We start from the raw sequence: 19039 nt of genomic DNA, 5'->3' as shown, positions 1-19039 counted from the left end.
TTCACGATTTCTAGGCGATTGCCGCACGGAATGCGTCAAGAGAGGGGCGGATCACGGCGGTGGGGCGCGCCTCGGCGGCCACCGCGTCGAGGGTCTTGAGACCGTCGCCGGTGTTGAGGACCACGGTCTCCGCCTCCGGGTCGAGCCTCCCTGTCGCGACCAGCTTGCGAAGCACGCCGACGGTGACACCTCCGGCGGTCTCGGCGAAGATGCCCTCGGTCCTGGCCAGCAACCGGATCGCGTCGACGATCTCGGGGTCGGTGACGTCCTCGACCGCGCCGCCGGTACGGCGGGCGATGTCCAGCACGTACGGGCCGTCGGCGGGGTTGCCGATCGCCAGCGACTTGGCGATCGTGTCCGGCTTCACCGGGCGGATCACGTCGTGGCCCGCCTTGTAGGCGGCGGAGACCGGGGAGCACCCCTCGGCCTGGGCCGCAAAGATCTTGTACGGCCTGTCCTCGACGAGACCGAGCTCGATCAGTTCCTTGAAACCCTTGTCGATCTTCGTGAGCTGGGAGCCCGACGCGACCGGCACGACGATCTGGTCGGGAACGCGCCAGCCGAGCTGCTCGGCGATCTCGTACGCCAGCGTCTTGGAGCCCTCGGCGTAGTACGGCCGCAGGTTGACGTTGACGAAGCCCCACTTCTCGCCCAGCTCGTCGCCGATGAGCTCCGAGCAGAAACGGTTCACATCGTCGTAGGTGCCCTCGATGCCGATGAGCCTGCCCCCGTACACGGAGGCCATGACGACCTTGGCCTGCTCCAGGTCGGCGGGGATGAACACGCAGGCGTCCAGCCCGGCCCGCGCGGCGGCGGCGGCAGCGGCACCGGCCAGGTTGCCGGTGGAGGAGCAGGAGAGGGTGTGGAAGCCGAAGTTACGGGCCGCCTCGACGGCGATGGCCACCACGCGGTCCTTGAAGGAGTGCGTGGGGTTGCCGGAGTCGTCCTTCACGTGCAGCGAGCGCATGCCCAGTTCACGGGCGAGGTTGCCGGCGTTGACGAGCCTGGTCCAGCCGGGCTCCATGTTGGGCTTGGTGGCCACGTCGGCGGGGACGGGCAGCAGCGAGCGGTAACGCCAGATGTTGGCCGGCCCCTCGGCGATCTGCTCCCGGGTCACCCGCCCGAAGTCGTAGGCGATCTCAAGGGGCCCGAAACACTCGGCACAGGCGAAGCTCGGGCCGAGGTCGTAGCGGGCACCGCACTCGCGACAGGACAGGGCCACAGCGGGGCCGAACTGCTGGTTTTGCGTGTCTTCGACACGACCAAGCGAGGTGGTGGTGTTCTCAGTGGTTGCGAGCGCCATGAAGCGAGGCCTTTCCCTCATCTTCGTCTGCGGACCACCCTGGTCACAGACCGGAATTGGCACCTGTCCCGGCCGACCTCGTGTCGATCACGAGTCTTGAACCGGGATGGTTGCCGGGGCTTCGCAGGGCCGATCCCTCCACCCCTCTGGATGAGCAAATATTCAGTTGGAAACCTGACACGCAGGTCCTAAGCACTCTACATCGCCGTACCGCCGCCCCGGCCACCTGTCTCACTCTACGAGACATGACGTGTTACCTGCCGGACAGAGCTCCCCAGCCCCAGGGGCGCTCCGCCACTGCCCGCAGGAACCGCACCACGGTGGACGTCCCGTGGAACCTCCCGCGGAAGGCGGGTCAGGGGGCTTTGGTCTTCAGTGTGTAGGGGCTGGAGCCGCTCACGGAGACCACCTGGTAGCGGTAGAAGCCGGGCGGGCCGGTGTAGCTGATCTGCTCGTCGGGGCCCGCGCCCTCGGAGCCGGCGACGGTGGTCCAGCTCGACCGTTGCCACCTTTGGAGGTAGAGGTCGAAGTCGACGCCGTCACCGCCGTCCAGGCAGGCGGAGTGCGTACCGGCGACGGCGGCCCGGTAGTACCGGCTCGGCTGGGAGACGGACTGACCGTTGTTCAGCGTGCCGGTGTAGGTCTTCGGGTAGCCGGTGCAGACCGCCGGAGCGGGCGAGGCGGCGCCCGGCGGGGTGGCTGCGCTGCCGGTCAGCAGGGTCAGGTCGTAGGCGGTGAGGATCTCGTTGAGCGGCTGGAAGTAGGTGACGCCACCCGAGGTGCAGTTGCCGGAGCCGCCGGAGGTGACTCCCTGGGCCTGGTCCACCGAGATGAACGAACCACCCGAGTCACCCGGCTCGGCGCAGACACTGGTACGGGTCAGCCCGTGGATGGTGCCCTGGGGGTAGGTGACGCTGGCACTGAGCTGCCGGATGAGACCGCAGTGCCAGTCGGTGGTGGAGCCGGACCGGCAGACCGAGGCACCCTCCAGGGCCGGCCTGGAACCGGCGACGGGCACGATGCCGCCACTGCCGTTGCTCACCACCGGCCTGGGCGTCCAGCCGGCGTTCACCGCGACCCAGGCATAGTCGTTCTCGGGAAAGGACGACGCCCGGAAGACCCCCTGGGGCACCCGGTTGAAACCGGTGGTGGCATCGCCCGTCTTACCGCAGTGACCGGCACTGACGAAACCCGCCTGGGTCCCGCGCATCACCGAGAAACCGACGGAGCAACGATTCGAACTGCCGATGTAGTAGGCGTCACCACCCTGCACGTCAGTGAGGAGCCGGGGCCGCTCGGTGGACGGCACCACCTTCACCACGCTCGAGTCGGCCCCCACTGCCTCCACGAGATCCTCGGTTGCCAGGGGGCTCTTCGACAGGATGACGATCCTGTTGTTCCTGGCGTCGACGAAGCGCACATCGCCCCCTCCGCCACGTCCCGGCAGGTCCACGTTAAGGTCACTGATGAGCCCGGCGAGTTCGGTCAGCGACCGTTTGACGAGTTCGGCTCTGGCGCCCGCCGCGACGATGGTGGGGAGGTCGGCGGGCTTGGTGGTGGCCACCACGAGAGTCTGCGAGATGGTTCCCATCAGCCACGAGCCGCCGAAACGCTCGCCGAGCGCCTCGCGGAGGTCTGCCTCGATCCCCGACATACGGATCTCGTTGGCCAGACGTGCCCGCACCTGTTCCTTGGTCAGGCCCAGGTCGCGTTGGAGCGCCTCCAGCATGCCCGACGGCGGTTTCCAGGCGGGCGCGGTGACCGGAACGTCCTGCGCCCGGGGTCCGGCGGCGACGGCCGGCACGCCCGCCAGGGTGAGCGCGGTGACCGCCAGCACGCAGCCCGTGGCGACGACATGTCTGCGGGACATGAATCCCTCCTCGACCTCGGCTTTCACAGCAAGAGGGGGAGAGCGCCCCACGGGCAACGCCACCCTAATCCAGCCGTTGCCTCCAAGGCCCCCAAAAGCCACACGCCACGCGGCAGACGATTTACGGCCATCCGGGCCGCGGCCTGGGCGAGACCGCGGAAGGCGGGTCAGGGTGCCTTGGCTTTCAGTGTGTAGGGGCTGGAGCCGCTCACGGAGACCACCTGGTAGCGGTAGAAGCCGGGCGGGCCGGTGTAGCTGATCTGCTCGTCGGGGCCCGCGCCCTCGGAGCTGGCGACGGTGGTCCAGCTCGACCGTTGCCACCTTTGGAGGTAGAGGTCGAAGTCGACGCCGTCACCGCCGTCCAGGCAGGCGGAGTGCGTACCGGCGACGGCGGCCCGGTAGTACCGGCTCGGCTGGGAGACGGACTGACCGTTGTTCAGCGTGCCGGTGTAGGTCTTCGGGTAGCCGCTGCAGTCCTGCTTGCCCGATGGAGCGGTGCCCGGGGAGATGTCACCCGACGAGCTGGCGGTGCTGTCGGTCAGCAGGGTCAGGTCGTAGGCGGTGAGGATCTCGTTGAGCGGCTGGAAGTAGGTGACGCCACCCGAGGTGCAGTCCCCGGAGCCGCCGGAGGTGACCCCCTGGGCCTGGTCCACCGAGATGAACGAACCACCCGAGTCACCCGGCTCGGCGCAGACACTGGTACGGCCCAGACCGTGGATGGTGCCCTGGGGGTAGGTGACGCTGGCACTGAGCTGCCGGATGAGACCGCAGTGCCAGTCGGTGGTGGAGCCGGACCGGCAGATCGAGGCACCCTCCAGGGCTGGCCTGGAGCCCGCGACGGGCACGGTACCGCCGACGCCGTTGCTCACCACCGGCTTGGGGCTCCAGCCGGCGTTCACCGCGACCCAGGCATAGTCGTTCTCGGGAAAGGAGGACGCCCGGAAGACCCCCTGGGGCACCCGGTTGAAACCGGTGGTGGCATCGCCCGTCTTACCGCAGTGACCGGCACTGACGAAACCCGCCTGGGTCCCGCGCATCACCGAGAAACCGACGGAGCAACGACTCGCGACACCGACGTAGTAGGCGTCACCACCCTGCACGTCACTGAGGAGCCGGGGCCGCTCGGTGGACGGCACCACCTTCACCGCCTCCGTGTCGAGGCCGGCGGCCTCGATGAGGTCCTCCGCGACCAACGGCTCCGACGACAGGACGACGACCCTGTTGTTCCTGGCATCGACATAGCGGACGCTTCCCTCGTTCTTGGCGCCGGGTACCGACTGGTCGAGGCCGTCTATGTGCCTGTCGAGCTCCGCCAGCGACCGCTTGACGACCTCGGCCCGGGCACCCGCCGCGATGATGTGGGGGATGTCGGCCTCGTTGGTGGTGGCCACCACAAGGGTCTGCGCGATGGTTCCCATCAGCCACGAGCCGCCGAAACGGTCACCGAGTCTCGCACGGAGCTCCGCCGCCACTCCCGTCAGGCGAGCCTCGTTGAGCAGGCGTGCCTGGGCCTGTTCCCTGGTCAGTTCCAGGTCGCGTTGGAGCGCCTCCAGCATGCCCGACGGCGGTTTCCAGACGGGCGCGGTGACCGGAACACCCGTCACCTTCGGTCCGGCGGCGACGGCCGGCACGCCCGTCAGGGTGAGCGCGGTGACCGCCAGCACGCAGCCCGTGGCGACGACATGTCTGCGGGACATGAATCCCTCCTCGACCTCGGCTTCCACAGCAAGAGGGGGAGAGCGCCCCACGGGCAACGCCACCCTAATCCAGCCGTTGCCTCCAAGACCCCCAAAAGCCACACGCCACGCGGCAGACGATTTCGATCGAGATCTCGCCTCGCCGGCGCGCCCTCGTTCTCGCGAGGGGCGACCCCCAGGGCCCCCGGCCCCGTCGAGATCAGAAGCCGTAGGCGTCGCCCAGAGCGCCCTGGACGTACTTGCGCGCCTGGTGAATGCGGGACTTGGCGGTGCCCAGCGGGATGCCGAGTTGCTCGGCCACCTCGTTGTAGTCGAGCTGGCAGATGTCGCGCAGCACCAGTGCCTGGGCGAGGTCGGGCTTCTCCGCCTCCAGGGCCTCCATCACGTCGAGCAGGTCCAGCCTGGACCCGGCGATCACGCTCACCCTGGCGACGTCCGGCTTCTGCAGCGGCAACTCGTCCGAGCTCTGCTCCGCGGCGCGACGCTTCAGCGAACGGTAGGTGGTCCTGGCGCAGTTGGCGGTCACGATGTGCAGCCAGGTGCTGAACTTGGCGCGCCCCTCGAAGCGGCCGATGTTGCGTGCCACCGCCAGCAGGGTGTCCTGGCAGGCCTCCTCCGCGTCCTGCCGGAAGGGAAGGATGCGCCCGCAGTGCCGGAGCACCGCGGGCTCGATACGCTTCAGCAGCTCGCCGAGCGCGCGGTGGTCACCTTGGGCGGCCGCCCGGGCCAGCTCCTCGGTCGTCTCGTCCAGCGCCATCACGAGCCCCCATCAGCGGTCACGGTCGCTGGACATCCTACGGTCGGAGATCCCCGTTGCCGACCTTCGGCTTCGTTACAAAAGCACACGAACCCGAAATATGGTGATTTTCACTTCTAGCTGTGCCCCCAGCGGGTCCGCTGAGGGCACAGGACCGGTTGTCACGGTGTCGTGAACCCCAGGATGTAGGGGCTGGAGCCGCTCACGGAGGCCACCCGGTAGCGGTAGGCACCGGCCGTGCCGGTGTAGCTGATCTGCTCGTCGGGACCCGAACTGTCCGAGACGGCGACGGTGCCCCAACCGGTCCCCTTCCACTTCTCGAGGTAGAGGTCGAGGTCGACGCCGTCGTCCCCGTCCAGGCAGCCATGGTGCTGACCTGCGACGGTCGCCCGGTAGTAGCTGGTACCCGGCCGGTAGACGACCTGACCGCTCTCCAGATTACCGACGTAGATCTTCGGGTAGCCGGTGCAGGTGCCCGTGCTCGGCGAGGTGATCGTGTCGGTCACCAGGGTCAGGCCGTAGGCGTTGAGGATCTCGTTGACCGGCTGGAAATAGGTGACGCCACCCGAGGTGCAGTCCCCGGAGCCGCCGGAGGCGACCCCCTGGGCCTGGTCCACCGAGATGAACGAACCACCCGAGTCACCCGGCTCGGCGCAGACGTTCGTGCGGGTCAGCCCGGAGACCGCACCCTGGGGGTAGGTGACGCTGGCACTGAGCTGCAGGATGACTCCGCAGTGCCAGTCGGTGGTGGAGCCGGATCGGCAGACCGAGGAACCCTCGATGGCCACCTTGGAGCCGACGACGGACACGGTGCCGCCGATGCCGTTGCTGACCGCCGGCTTGGGCATCCAGTTGTGGTTCACCGCGACCCAGGCGTAGTCCCTGCCCGGGAAGACCGACGCCTGGAAGGTCCCCTGGGGCACCCGGTTGAAGCCGGTGGTGGCATCGCCCGTCTTACCGCAGTGGCCGGCACTGACGAAACCCGCCTGGGCTTCGCGGGTCACCGAGAAACCGATCGAGCAGCGGCTCGCGACACCGATGTAGTAGGCGTCGCCGCCCTGCACATCGTGGAGGGGCTGGGGCTGCTCGGTGGACAACACCACGCTCACCGCGTCCGTGTCCACATTCGCACCCTTGATGAGGTCCTCGGCCACCGTGGGCTGCGCGGACAGAACGACCACCCTGTTCCTCTTCGCGTCGACGTAGCGCACGCCCGCCACGCGCGGCTTGGCGGGCAGCACGTCGTCGACCTTCTCCCTGACCAGGAGGAGTTCCGCCATCGACCGGGGGACGATCTCGGCCCGGGCACCCGCCGCGATGATGTGGGGGATGTCGGCCTCGTCGGTGGTGGCCACCACAAGGGTCTGCGAAACGGCTCCCATCAGCCATGAGCCGCCGAAACGGTCGGCGAGCCTCCTGCGGAGCTGCGCCGCGATCGGAATCATGCGGGCCTCGTTGAGCAGGCGTGCCTGGGCCTGCCGCCTGGTCAGGCCCAGGTCGCGTTGGAGCGCCTCCAGCATGCCCGACGGCGGTTTCCGCACGGACGCGGTGACCACACTCCTTGCCCGGGGCCTGGCGTCGGCCGGCACGCCCGTCAGGGTGAGCGCGGTGACCGCCAGCACGCAGCCCGTGGCGACGACATGTCTGCGGGACATGAATCCCTCCTCGACCTCGGCTTCCACAGCAAGAGGGGGAGAGCGCCCCACGGGCAACGCCACCCTAATCCAGCCGTTGCCTCCAAGACCCCCAAAAGCCACACGCCACGCGGACGCCCCCCCGGAACGCCCCGGGCCGGATTCCGGTCCTACCGACCTGTGCCGGCAGGGGCGCCGAGCTTCCGATCCGTCCCCGGAAAGTCATGAAACCGGGACGCACTAACTGAGCTACCGACAAGAGCTGACACACTTAAATAAACGCCATTCTTCCTTGGCCCGAAGAGCAGGGCGTCCCGGCCGGGCGCCGGTTAATCTTCTGGACAAGCGTGTCCCTAGCCAGCGAAGGGATCTGATGAACGCGATCCTGGTGGCCTCCAACCGCGGTCCCGTCTCCTTCACCCTCTCCGAGGACGGCTCCCTGTCCATGCGCAGGGGAGGGGGCGGCCTGGTGTCGGGCCTGTCGGAGGTCGCGAAGGACCTCGACGTCCTCTGGGTCTGCGCGGCGCTGTCCGACGGCGACCGCGGAGCGGTGCGGCTGGCGCCCGGCGGCCGTCTCGATCAGGCGGGCTATGAGACCGGGGCGCTGCGCATGCTCGACATCCCCCCGGCGACCTTCCACCGCGCGTACAACGCGGTCGCCAACTCCACGCTCTGGTTCGTCCACCATCTGCTGTACGACACCCCCAACAGACCGCATTTCGACGCCAGGTTCCGCAGGGAGTGGGAGTCGTACCAGGCGTACAACGAGGCGTTCGCGGTGGCGCTGGCCGAGGATGCCCCGCACGGGGCGCGGGTGATGGTGCAGGACTACCACCTGAGCCTGGTTCCGGCCATGCTCAGGGGGGAGCGGCCCGACCTGCGGGTGGCCCACTTCTCGCACACCCCGTGGGCCCCGCCCGAATACTTCAGCCTGCTCCCCGACGACGTCGCGGCCGAGGTCCTGGAGGGCATCCTGGGCGCCGACCACGCGGGTTTCCTGACCGCCCGCTGGGGCGGGGCGTTCATGGACTGCTGCGAGACCGTGCTCGGCGCCCGGGTCGAGCGCGCGAGCCGTACGGTCACGTACGGGGGCAGGACCACCCGGGTCGGCACGCACAGCCTGGGCGTGGACGGTAAGGCACTCTGGGCACGGGCCTCCGAGCCGGATGTGGAGTCGCACATGGCCGCGCTCCGCACCCAGGTGGGCGACCGCAGGCTGATCGTGCGGATCGACAGGACAGAGCTGTCGAAGAACATCGTCAGGGGTCTGGTCGCCTACCGGGAGTTCCTCTCGGCCCACCCGGAGTGGCACGGCCGGGTCACCCACCTCGCCTTCGCCTACCCGTCCCGGCACGACCTGCCCGAATACCGCGAGTACACCGCGGCGGTGCAGCGCTGTGCCAAGGAGATCGAGGACGAGTACGCCACCGAGGACTGGGACCCGCTGATCCTCAACGTCGACGACGACTACCCGCGCTCGCTGGCCGCCTACCGGCTGGCCGACGTGCTGCTGGTCAACCCGATCCGCGACGGCATGAACCTGGTGGCCAAGGAGGGGCCGATCCTGTCGCCGGGCAGCGCGCTGGTGCTGTCGCGAGAGGCGGGCGCCGCCGCCGAGCTGGGCGAGCACGCGGTGACCGTCAATCCCTACGACGTCTCGGCCACGGCCGCCGCGCTACACGAGGGGCTGACGATGCCCGAGGCCGAGCGTGCCAGGAGGGGCGCCCTGCTGGCCACGGCGGCGACCGCGCTTCCGCCGCACCGGTGGTTCGCCGAGCAACTCGACGCTCTCGGATAAGGACGGGAAGTTTCAGGCCCTCATGAGATAGTTTTCGCGGCTATCTAATTTTTTACCTACGGGGAGCCTGAATTGACCGCGATCGCTCCCGTCAGGCTGATCCGCGACCGCGCGACCTGGCTGATCTACCTGCAGCTCGGTGTCTTCGCCACCTATCTGTACGGCCTCAGCGCCGCGCTCCCGCTGCTCCGCATCGACCAGGGCATCTCCCAGGCGGTCGCCGGGCTGCACGGGACCTCGATGGCCCTGGGCGGCATCATCACCGGCCTCGCCCTCCCCTGGTTGACGGGGAGAATCGGCCGCCGGGCCGTCACCTGGACCGGGCTGGCCGGGATGAGCGTCGGCACGCTCCTGGTCGCGGCGGGCCCCACCGCGCTGCCGATCACCCTCCTCGGCTACGGCGTCGCCAGCGGGATGGCCTCCATCACCCTGTACTCGGGCATGGCCGCGCTCGACGACCACCACGGTCCCGCGGGCCCGGCGGCGATCAGCGAGGCCAACGCGGTCTGCGTGATCGTCGGCATCGGGGTCCCCTTCGTGGTCAGCGCCGCCGCGCAGAGCGTCTTCGGCTGGCGGGCGGCGCTACTGGTGCCCGCCGTGCTGACCGTGCTGCTCGCGCTGCTCATGGGGCGCGTCTGGATTCCGGAGCGGGAGGATGCGGCGGCCGGAACCGCCCCGGAGGCCGGGTCCCGCTTCGGCTGGCGCTTCTACCTGGCCGGGGCCGTGCTGTTCTGCTGCGTCGCGATGGAGTTCTGCTTCAACCTGTGGGCGGCCAAGCTGTTCTCCGACCAGACCGGACTGCCCGCGGCGGTGGCGGCGACCGCGGTCGCGGCGTTCACCGCCGGGTTGGCGGTGGGGCGGCTGGCCGGGGGGCGGTTGGCCCTGCGGGTGCCGCCGACCGTGCTGTTCATCGGGGCGCTCCTGGTCACCGCCACCGGATGGGCGATCTTCTGGCTGAGCGGGGACCCGGTGTTCTCCTACGTGGGCCTGGCCGTATCCGGGCTTGGGGTCGCGCTGCACTTCCCGATGGCGCTGTCGCGGGTGCTGGCCGCCTCCGGCGGGCGGCGGGACCAGGCGTCGGCCCTGGCCTCGATCTTCGCCGGCCTGGCGGTGGGAAGCGGGCCGTTCCTGCTCGGCGCGCTGGCCGACGGGTTCGGCACCCAGCAGGCGTTCCTCATGGTCCCGGTCCTGATCGGACTGGCCGTCGGAGGGCTACTGATCGGCTCCGGCAGGCGCGCCTGAGCGGGCGGGGCGGCGGGTAACGCCCATCCGGCTGCGGCCCCACCCGCTCAGCGGGGCGCCTCTCCCTCGATGGCGTCGGCGATCGAGCCGAGAAGCTCCAGGACCCCCGGGGGCCCGTCCACCACGATGTCGGCCTCCACCTCGATCTCGGGCGACCCGCTGAACACCGTCACCCCCGGCAGCCCGGAGGCTCGTACCGCCGCGAACGCCGCGAGATCTCCCAGATCGTCCCCGGCGAACAGCACGGACCTGGCGGCCCGCTCGCGCAGGAAGGCGCTCAGCGCCACCCCCTTGTCCATCCCCGGCGGGCGCAGCTCCAGCACGAACTTGCCCGGCTCCACCACCAGCCCGGCCTTGGCGGCCAGCGCGGCGACCGGCTCGCGCAGCGCCTCAAGCGTCGCCCACGGGTCGGCGGCCTGCCGGGTGTGCACGGCCATCGCCCGCTCCTTGTCCTCGACCCTGACCCCGTCCCACCCCTCGACCAGTGCGGGGAGCCCCGCCCTGACCAGGTCGAGGCCCGGGTGGACGGGCGGCGCGGCCAGCGCACCCGCCTCCCAGCGTTCGAGGCCGTAGTGTCCGAGCACCACCAGGCCGGGCACGCCGGCCAGGGAGCCGTACTCGACGGCCGTGGCGGCCGGGCGGCCGGTCACGACCACCAAGGCGCCGACCAGGCCGCCGAGCCTGGCCAGCACCTCGGGCCCACCAGGGTGGATTCTGGCCTCCGCGGGGTCGGAGACGATCGGGGACAGCGTGCCGTCGAAGTCGAGCCCGATCACCGCTCCCCCGGGGTCGGCCACGATCGCCTTCAGCCCGTCGGGCGGGTTCGCCGTCATGTCCGGCTCCTCTCCGTCTCCACCGTCTCATCGGCCCCGCCCTCCGGCGATCGCCCGCCTGACCGGTCGTACCCGGAGATCAGCCACGCAAGCTATCTTTTCCGGCTTCTCGGCCAATCCGGGCGCGCCTCATCAGTCCCACCCTCCGCGGTCGGCTGCCCGACCGGTCGGACCCGGCGTCAGGGGCGAAAGCCCGTCTTCCGGGCGGCCCGGTCGCTCCGGCGCGTCTCACGGAGCCGGCGCAGGCGCTTGACCAGCATCGGGTCGTGGGCAAGTGCCGCGGGTAGCTCGATGAGCTCACTGAGCAGTTGGTAGTAGCGCGTCGCGGAGATGTCGAAGGCCTCGCGGACTGCCTGTTCCTTGGCGCCCGCGTGGCGCCACCACCGGCGCTCGAAGGCGAGCAACTCCCGCTCCCTGTCGGTGAGAGCACGCGACGCGGGCTCTCGGGCAGCCCCGCCGTCGGCACTGTCACCGGGGGTCGGCTCGGTGTCCATGGCTTCCTCCTCGGTCGGGGCACATGGCGATGACACCGCGCACACGCGGCCCGAAGTCAGAATAGTCCGGAATTTCGCGCTGTTCATGACGGATGCGGAGCCGTACAGTCACCAAGTGTGACCTCTGTCATCAGCCTTCTCACCGACTACGGACTGGAAGACGGCTACGTCGCCGCCTGTCACGGCGTGATCGTCGGAATCTCTCCGGAGTCGCGAATCATTGACGTGTGCCATCTGGTGCCTCTGGGAGACGTACGGCGCGGTGCGGCGATCCTGGCCCAGACGATCACCTACCTGCCTCCCGGCGTGCACGTCGCCGCGGTGGATCCCAGCGGCTCGCGCAGGGCCGTGGCGGTCGAGGCCGGCGACCACGTGTTCCTGGGCCCGGACAACGGGCTGCTGTCGTGGGCGATCCACGCCAGCGGAGGCGCGCGGGCCGCCTACGAGCTGTCCAACGAGGAGTTCTTCCTGCCTCCTCTCTCGCCGACCTTCCACGGGCGCGACCTCTTCGCGCCCGTCGCGGCGTATCTGGCGATCGGGCGGCATCCGGCCGAACTGGGGCCGGAGATCCCGATAAACCGATTGATCTCGCTGCCCGCGCCCACCTCGACGGTCCAGGACGACCACGCCGAGGGGGAGGTGCTGTCGGTCAACCGGCACGGCAACGTCCAGCTGTCGATCGGCGCCGCCGACCTGATGACGCTGGGCGTCTCACCGGGAGACACCCTGGTGGTCTGGATGGGCGGATGGCGGCTCGCGGTGCCGTTCAGGGAGTCCTTCACCGCGGTCCCTCCCGGAGAGACCGTGGCCTTCATCGACTCGGTCGGACTGGTCGCGCTGGCGATCAACTCCGGCGACGCCTCCCAACGACTGGGCCTGCCGCCGGGAGCCCGCGTGCGTCTCTCACCCGCGCCATGACATGCGGGTCAGCGGCCGGCCCACGGATTTCCGCCGGGCCCGCTCCCCGAAGGGGGGATGTTACCTAGCAAGCGCTTGTGTCATATTGGCCCTATGACCGCATCCGTGATCAACGGCTGGTTCACCGTGGACGGCGGCACCGCGCACCTGCTCGGCACCCGCTGCGCGGACTGCCGGACCGTCTACTTCCCGCCCCGGACGGGCTTCTGCCGCAACCCGTACTGCGACGGCGAGGACCTGGCGGAGACGCGCATGCCGCGCCGGGGCACCGTGTGGTCCTACACCAACTCCTGCTACCCACCGCCCGCCCCGTTCGTGACCGCCGACCCCTACGTTCCCGTCACCCTCGCGGCGGTGGAGCTGGCGGGGACGGGGATCGTCGTGCTCGGCCAGGTCAAGGACCTCACGGTGGACGACCTGCGGGTGGGCATGGAGCTCGAACTGACCACGGGCCCGCTCGCCGACGGCCCACTGGTCTGGATGTGGGGCGCCCCCGGCGCCCCCGGCACCGCAGCGGAGCGGCAGAACGGGGAGAGTCCATGAGCGACGTCGTCATCCTCGGCGCGGGAATGCACCCCTGGGGCAAGTGGGGGCGGCCCTTCGTCGAGTACGGGGTGGCGGCGGCCAGGGCCGCGCTGCGCGACGCGGGTCTGGAGTGGACGGACGTGCGGTTCGTGGTGGGTGCCGACACCATCAGGAACGGCTACCCGGGCTTCGTCGCTGGCGCCACCTTCGCCCAGGCCATGGGCTGGAACGGGGCGCGCATCGCCTCGTGCTACGCGGCGTGCGCCTCGGGCGCGCAGGCGCTGGACATCGCCAGGACCCGCATCCTGGCCGGCCTCTGCGACGTGGCGCTGGTCGTCGGTGCCGACTCCACGCCGAAGGGGTTCTTCGCGCCGGTGGGCGGCGACCGCCCCGACGACCCCGACTGGCTCAGGTTCCGGCTGCTCGGCGCCACCAACCCGGCGTACTTCGCGCTCTACGCGCGCAGGCGGATGGCCCTGTACGGCGACACCGCCGAGGACTTCGCCGCCGTCAAGGTGAAGAACGCCCTCGCCGGCTCGACGAACGAGAACGCCCGTTACCGCAGGACCGTCACCGCCGCGCAGGTGCTCGCCTCCCCCCTGGTGGCCGACCCGCTGCGGTTGATGGACATCTGCGCCACCTCCGACGGCGGCGCCGCGCTGGTCCTGGCCTCCGCGGAGTTCGCCCGCCGCCACGGCGTGAGCCGCCCGGTACGGCTCGCGGCCGTCTCCACGGTGACACCGTCCTTCCCCAGCACCGTGCTCGAACTGCCGGACTTCGCCACCGACTCCACCGCGGCGGTGCCGCCCCCCGAGCGCCCGTTCCGCGCCGCCATCGCCCACGCCGCCTACGAGGAGGCGGCCTTGGGCCCCGACGACCTGTCGTTCGCCGAGGTGTACGACCTGTCCACCGCGCTGGAGCTCGACTGGGTCGAGGACCTCGGCCTCTGCGCGCGGGGCGAGGCCGCGAAGCTGCTGCGCGCCGGAGACACCGCGCTCGGCGGCCGGATCCCGGTGAATCCCTCCGGCGGGCTGGCCTCCTTCGGCGAGGCGGTCCCCGCCCAGGCCATCGCCCAGGTATGCGAGCTGACCTGGCAGTTGAGGGGCGTGGCGGGAGCCCGGCAGGTGGAAGGCGCCCGGATCGGGCTGGCGATCAACCAGGGTCTGTTCGGCCACGGCTCTTCGATCATTGCCACAAGCTGACCATTCTTGACCCTCCCCAAAGCATGTCGCTGGATAGTCTCACTCCCGTTACTTTGAGTAGCCGCGCGCAGACGGTCCGTTCCAGAGGCCCCAGACACTGCCGCGATTTCCTTCCAGGGGGAACCACACATGATTCGTCGTCTTCTCATCACTTCCGCGTGCGTCGGCATCGCCGTCCTCGCACCGGCCGTGGCCGCTTCCGCGTCCACGTCCTCCACCACCTCCACCACCAAGGCCGCGACCAAGTCCGTGGCCAAGGCCAAGGCCGCCAAGGCCGACTGCTGCGGCGTCGGCGTCGTCAGCGCGCCGCTCGCCGTCGCCTGCCCGACCGCCGTGGTCGCGGCTCCCACCGTGGTCGCGGCTCCCGTGTACGGGGGCGGCATCTACGGCGGCGGCGTCTACGGGGCCGGCTGCGGCGGCGTCTACGGCGGCGGGATCTACGGCGGCGGCGTCTACGGCGGCGGGATCTACGGCGGCGGCGTCTACGGCGGCGGCGTCTACGGGGGCGGCATCGGCGGCGGCATCCTCGGCGGCGGCATCGGCCGGGGCAACAACATCGTCGGCGGTGGCAACGTGATCAGCAGCGGTAGCGGCGTCGGCCACGGCGTCGGCATCGGCGGCCTCGTCGGCATCGGCGGCGTCGGCGTCGACATCCTCTAGTAGGACGGCATCCTGCCGTAGCACAGCAGGGCGCGGCCCCCACATCTCGTTGTGGGGGCCGCGCCTTCCGCTTCTCCTGACCCTGCTACGCGTGTGTCACGTCGTGGGTCTCGGCGAAGTGGCAGGCACTCGCGTGCGCGCTGCCCGGCCGGATCCGCAGCGGCGGCTCCTCGACGGCGCAGATCTCCGCCGCCTTCCAGCACCGCGTACGGAATCGGCAGCCCGACGGCGGGTTGGCCGGGGACGGCGGGTCGCCTTGGAGGATGATCCGTTCGCGCCGCTCCCGCCCCTCCGGGTTGGGCACCGGCGCGGCCGACAGCAGCGCCTGGGTGTAGGGATGGGCGGGCCGGTCGTAGATCTCGGTCTCCTGGCCGAGTTCGACCATCTTCCCCAGGTACATCACTCCGACCCGGTCGGAGATGTGCCGGACCACCGACAGGTCGTGGGCGATGAAGACGTAGGCGAGGCCGAACTCGTCCTGCAGCCGTTCCAGCAGGTTGACGACCTGCGCCTGGATCGACACGTCCAGCGCGGAGACCGGCTCGTCGCACACGATGATCTCGGGCTGGAGCGCGAGCCCTCGGGCGATGCCGATGCGCTGGCGCTGGCCACCGGAGAACTGGTGCGGGTAGCGGTTGACGTGGTCGGGGTCCAGCCCCACGACCTCCAGGAGTTCCTGCACCCTGCGGCGCCGGTCGCCCTTGGGGGCCACGTCCCGGTGGATCTCGAACGGCTCGCCGACGATGTCGCCCACGGTCATCCGGGGGTTCAGCGAGGTGTAGGGGTCCTGCATGACCATCTGGATGTTGCGGCGGACCCGCTTGAGCTCGCCGCCCCTGGCCTGGGCGACCTCCCTGCCGTTGATCCTCACCGATCCCGAGGTGGGCCGCTCCAGCGCCATCAGGAGCTTGGCCAGCGTGGACTTGCCGCAGCCCGACTCCCCCACGATGCCGAGCGTCTCGCCCCGGCGCAGGTCGAAGGAGACCCCGTCGACCGCCCTGATCGCGCCGATCTGCTTGCGCACCACGACGCCCTGGGTCAGCGGGAAGTGCTTGACCAGGTCACGAACCTCAAGGATCGGCTCACTCGTGGCTGCCATCGAGGACCTCCCTCCAGTAGTGGCACGCGCTGGCGCGCGTGGGGCCGATCTCGTACAGCGGGGGCGCGTCGGTGACGCAGTCGTTCTGGCGGTAGGGACACCGGGGGTGGAAGGAACAGCCCGAGGGCATGTCGAGCAGGTTCGGCGGCATGCCCTTGATGGCGAAAAGCTGCCGCCCCTTCCGATCGCCCCTGGGAACCGAGTCGAGCAGGCCCTTGGCGTACGGGTGGGCGGGCTCCCGGTAGATGTCGTGCACGGGGGCCTTCTCCACGATCCGCCCGCCGTACATGACCGCGATCCTGTCGGCGACGTCCGCCACCACACCGAGGTCGTGAGTGATCAGGATCAGGCCCATGTCGCTCTCACGCCGCAGTTCGGCCAGTAGCTCCATGATCTGGGCCTGCACCGTCACGTCGAGGGCCGTGGTCGGCTCGTCGGCGATCAGCACCTCCGGGTCGAGCGCGATCGCCATCGCGATCATGATGCGCTGGCGCATCCCCCCGGAGAACTGGTGCGGGTAGTCGTGCACCCGCTGCCTGGCACCGGGGATGCGGACCCGGTCCATCAGCTCGATCGCCTTCCGCTCCGCGTCACGCCTGGAGGCACCCCGGTGCACCCGGAACATCTCGCCGATCTGGAACCCGACGGTGAACACCGGGTTCAGCGCGGAGAGCGCGTCCTGGAAGATCATCGCGATCCGCCGGCCGCGGATCTGGGAGCGTTCCTGCTCGGGCAGCCCGAGCAGGTCCGTGCCCCGGAAGCGGATCTCCCCTCGGGAGACGCGGGCCGGCGGCGTGTCGAGGATGCCCATGATGGCCTGTGCGGTCACCGACTTGCCCGAGCCCGACTCGCCGAGCACGGCGAGCGTCTCCCCGGGGTTCAGCGAGTAGCTGACCCCGTTGACCGCCCTGACCACGCCCCGCCTGGTCGTGAACTCCACGTGCAGGTCGTCGACGGCGAGCAGCGGCTCGCCGTCGGGAGCCTGGCCGGCCGGCACCACCGGTGTCGAGGTCTTCTTCACGGGTCCCCCTACCGCAGCTTCGGGTCGAGGGCGTCGCGGACGGCGTCGCCCAGCATGATGAAGGCCAGCACCGTCAGGCTCAGGAACAGTGCCGGGAACAGCAGCGGCCACGGAGCCTCCAGGAAACGCTCCCTGGCGTCGGAGATCATGAGCCCCCACGAGATGTCGGGCGAGCGCAGGCCCACCCCGAGGAACGACAGGCCGGCCTCGGCGGCGATGAAGGTGCCCAGGTTGATCGTGGCGACCACGATCACCGAGGCGGCCGCGTTCGGCAGGATGTGCCGGAACATGATCCTCGGCGCGGAGGCGCCGAGCGCCCGCGCCGCGAGCACGTAGTCCTGGCCCTTGGCGGTGATCACCGCCGCCCGCATGATCCGGTACGTCATCGGCCAGGCCAGCACCGCCAGCGCGAGCATGACCGTCCACACGTTGCCCGTACGGAAGATCGCCAGGATGAGCAGGGCGCCGAGGATCGACGGGATCGCGAAGAAGATCTCCGTGATCCGGGAGAGCAACGTGTCCAGCGCACCGCCCCTGAACCCGGCGAGGAGGCCGAGCAGACCGCCCACCAGCGCGGTGACGACCGTGGTGCTCAGGCCGACGACCATCGAGTTACGGGCGCCGTGGACGACGCGGGAGTAGACGTCGCAGCCGAGGTTGTCGGTGCCGAACCAGTGCACGGCGCTCATGCCCTGCCTGGCCTGGGCCAGATCGCAGGTCGCGGCGTCGAACGGGTTCACCGAGGTGAACAGCGAGGGGAACGCCGCCATGGCCACCAGGACACCGATGAGGACCGCCGAGCCGACGAAGAGCGGCCGGCGGCGCAGGTCGTACCAGGCGTCGGTCCACAGGCTCGCGGCCCTGGGCGGTTTGGCCGGCCTGGACGTTCTCACATGCCTTCCCGGTCCACCGTTCCGGCGCTTCTTGACCGGGGCAAGGGCGTCACTCATAGCGGATCCTCGGGTCGAGCACGGCGTAGAGCAGGTCGACGACCAGGTTGGCCAGGATGTAGATCAGCACCAGCACCGTCACGATGCCGACGACCACCGGCTGCTCGCGCAGGTAGACGGAGGTGAACAGCTGCTGGCCGATGCCCGGCAGGTTGAAGATCGTTTCGGTGATCACCGCACCGCCCATCAACGCGCCGAGATCGGCACCGAGGTAGGTGATCAGCGGGATCAGCGCGTTGCGCAGCGCGTGCCTGCCGACGACCCGGCTCCTGGGCAGGCCCTTGGCCACCGCGGTGCGGATGTAGTCGGCACGCATGATCTCCACCAGGCTGTTCCTGGTGAGCCGGGTGAGGTAGGCGATCGACGTCCCGGCGAGCACGAAGCCGGGCAGCAGGTAGCTGCGCCAGCCCTCCGACACGCCCGCGACGGGGAAGAGGTCGATCCCGGCCTGCTTGAGCCGCACGCCCAGCAGCAACTGGAGCACGAAGCCGGTGACCAGGACGGGCACCGAGATCAGCACCAGCGTGGCGGCGAGGATCAGCGAGTCACCTGCCCTGCCGTGGCGCAGCGCGGCGTACAGGCCGAGGCCCACGCCGATGACCGCCTCCATCACCAGGGCGGTCACCGCCAGGTTGATGGTCACCTGGAACTTGCCCGCCATGATGTCGCCGACCCCGACGCCGGCGAAGGTGGTGCCGAAGTCGCCGCCCAGCAGGCCGACGATGTAGTGCCAGTACTGCACCAGGAACGGATCGTTCAGGTGGTACTGCTCGCGCAGGATGCCGACGATGTTGGGGTCCATGCGCTTCTCGCCCGCCAGCGCCGCGATGGGGTCACCGGGCAGCGCGAAGACGATGGCGTAGATGAGCAGGGTGGCGCCCAGCAGGACTGGTATCGCCTGGATCAGGCGCCGGAGAACGTAACGGCCCATTCAAGCCTCCCGTACGTGCCCGGGGTGATTCGCGGACCGGCGGTTCGCGCGGTGCGGTGAGATCACCCCCGGGCTGCCGGTGGGGCCGGGCTCCCGCCCGGCCCT

The 19039-nt window shown here is 70.1% G+C and carries 17 protein-coding genes and 1 riboswitch; of the genes, 6 read left to right on the top strand and 11 right to left on the bottom strand.

What is annotated here, in order from left to right:
- Positions 1–10 precede the first annotated feature (10 nt).
- The 5 genes from thrC to ABT061_RS12205 all read right to left on the bottom strand — a co-directional run bounded on the left by thrC (position 11) and on the right by ABT061_RS12205 (position 7282).
- A complete protein-coding gene (gene thrC / locus ABT061_RS12225) occupies positions 11–1303 on the bottom strand; it encodes a threonine synthase (protein ID WP_350915619.1) in 1293 nt (430 codons plus the stop codon).
- Between the two features lie 14 nt (positions 1304–1317).
- Positions 1318–1460, bottom strand: a riboswitch (SAM riboswitch).
- 198 nt (positions 1461–1658) lie between these two features.
- On the bottom strand, positions 1659–3173 hold the full coding sequence (locus ABT061_RS12220) for a S1 family peptidase (protein WP_350915617.1): 1515 nt from the start codon (positions 3171–3173) through the stop codon (positions 1659–1661).
- Between the two features lie 167 nt (positions 3174–3340).
- Positions 3341–4870 carry a S1 family peptidase gene (locus ABT061_RS12215; RefSeq protein WP_350915615.1) on the bottom strand — a complete coding sequence of 510 codons (1530 nt, stop codon included), beginning with the start codon at positions 4868–4870 and terminating at the stop codon, positions 3341–3343.
- 199 nt (positions 4871–5069) lie between these two features.
- Positions 5070–5627, bottom strand: coding sequence for an RNA polymerase sigma factor (locus tag ABT061_RS12210; protein WP_350915613.1), 558 nt, complete (start codon positions 5625–5627; stop codon positions 5070–5072).
- Between the two features lie 161 nt (positions 5628–5788).
- Positions 5789–7282 (bottom strand): S1 family peptidase, encoded by a 1494-nt coding sequence (locus ABT061_RS12205; RefSeq protein WP_350915611.1) that lies wholly within the window; start codon positions 7280–7282, stop codon positions 5789–5791.
- Positions 7283–7634: 352 nt separating this feature from the next.
- Between ABT061_RS12205 and ABT061_RS12200 the strand changes: the two genes are divergently transcribed.
- Both ABT061_RS12200 and ABT061_RS12195 read left to right on the top strand, forming a co-directional pair.
- Positions 7635–9059 carry an alpha,alpha-trehalose-phosphate synthase (UDP-forming) gene (locus ABT061_RS12200; protein WP_350915609.1) on the top strand — a complete coding sequence of 475 codons (1425 nt, stop codon included), beginning with the start codon at positions 7635–7637 and terminating at the stop codon, positions 9057–9059.
- A gap of 72 nt (positions 9060–9131) precedes the next feature.
- Positions 9132–10301, top strand: a complete 1170-nt coding sequence (locus ABT061_RS12195) for an MFS transporter (protein WP_350915607.1) — start codon at positions 9132–9134, stop codon at positions 10299–10301.
- Between the two features lie 47 nt (positions 10302–10348).
- Here ABT061_RS12195 and otsB read toward each other — a convergent pair whose 3' ends face one another.
- Both otsB and ABT061_RS12185 read right to left on the bottom strand, forming a co-directional pair.
- Positions 10349–11134, bottom strand: coding sequence for a trehalose-phosphatase (gene otsB / locus ABT061_RS12190; RefSeq protein WP_350915605.1), 786 nt, complete (start codon positions 11132–11134; stop codon positions 10349–10351).
- A gap of 179 nt (positions 11135–11313) precedes the next feature.
- Positions 11314–11628 (bottom strand): DUF3263 domain-containing protein, encoded by a 315-nt coding sequence (locus ABT061_RS12185; RefSeq protein ID WP_350915603.1) that lies wholly within the window; start codon positions 11626–11628, stop codon positions 11314–11316.
- A 117-nt stretch (positions 11629–11745) separates the two neighbouring features.
- Here ABT061_RS12185 and ABT061_RS12180 point away from each other — a divergent pair, with 117 nt between their 5' ends.
- The 4 genes from ABT061_RS12180 to ABT061_RS12165 all read left to right on the top strand — a co-directional run bounded on the left by ABT061_RS12180 (position 11746) and on the right by ABT061_RS12165 (position 14933).
- A complete protein-coding gene (locus ABT061_RS12180; protein WP_350915601.1) occupies positions 11746–12546 on the top strand; it encodes an SAM hydrolase/SAM-dependent halogenase family protein in 801 nt (266 codons plus the stop codon).
- 93 nt (positions 12547–12639) lie between these two features.
- Entirely contained in the window at positions 12640–13089 is a 450-nt protein-coding gene (locus tag ABT061_RS12175) for a Zn-ribbon domain-containing OB-fold protein (RefSeq protein ID WP_350915599.1), read from the top strand.
- On the top strand, positions 13086–14273 hold the full coding sequence (locus tag ABT061_RS12170; protein WP_350915597.1) for a lipid-transfer protein: 1188 nt from the start codon (positions 13086–13088) through the stop codon (positions 14271–14273). Before ABT061_RS12175 ends, ABT061_RS12170 begins: the two co-directional genes overlap by 4 nt.
- A 129-nt stretch (positions 14274–14402) precedes the next feature.
- Positions 14403–14933 carry a hypothetical protein gene (locus ABT061_RS12165; protein ID WP_350915595.1) on the top strand — a complete coding sequence of 177 codons (531 nt, stop codon included), beginning with the start codon at positions 14403–14405 and terminating at the stop codon, positions 14931–14933.
- Between the two features lie 85 nt (positions 14934–15018).
- On the opposite strand, the gene ABT061_RS12160 is transcribed toward ABT061_RS12165, so the two are convergent.
- The 4 genes from ABT061_RS12160 to ABT061_RS12145 are packed head-to-tail and all read right to left on the bottom strand — an operon-like array spanning position 15019 to position 18934.
- On the bottom strand, positions 15019–16032 hold the full coding sequence (locus ABT061_RS12160) for an ABC transporter ATP-binding protein (RefSeq protein WP_350915593.1): 1014 nt from the start codon (positions 16030–16032) through the stop codon (positions 15019–15021).
- Positions 16016–17053 carry an ABC transporter ATP-binding protein gene (locus ABT061_RS12155; RefSeq protein WP_350915591.1) on the bottom strand — a complete coding sequence of 346 codons (1038 nt, stop codon included), beginning with the start codon at positions 17051–17053 and terminating at the stop codon, positions 16016–16018. Before ABT061_RS12155 ends, ABT061_RS12160 begins: the two co-directional genes overlap by 17 nt.
- Before the next feature lie 8 nt (positions 17054–17061).
- Entirely contained in the window at positions 17062–18003 is a 942-nt protein-coding gene (locus ABT061_RS12150; protein WP_350915589.1) for an ABC transporter permease, read from the bottom strand.
- Complete coding sequence (locus ABT061_RS12145) at positions 17996–18934, bottom strand: ABC transporter permease (RefSeq protein ID WP_350915587.1); 939 nt, start codon at positions 18932–18934, stop codon at positions 17996–17998. Before ABT061_RS12145 ends, ABT061_RS12150 begins: the two co-directional genes overlap by 8 nt.
- Between the last annotated feature and the right edge of the window lie 105 nt (positions 18935–19039).

The sequence above is a fragment of the Streptosporangium sp. NPDC002544 genome (genome assembly GCF_040295965.1).
Taxonomy (GTDB): domain Bacteria; phylum Actinomycetota; class Actinomycetes; order Streptosporangiales; family Streptosporangiaceae; genus Streptosporangium.
The sequence above is the reverse complement of the archived record's forward strand: the minus strand, read 5'-3'. Positions and strand labels throughout refer to the sequence as shown.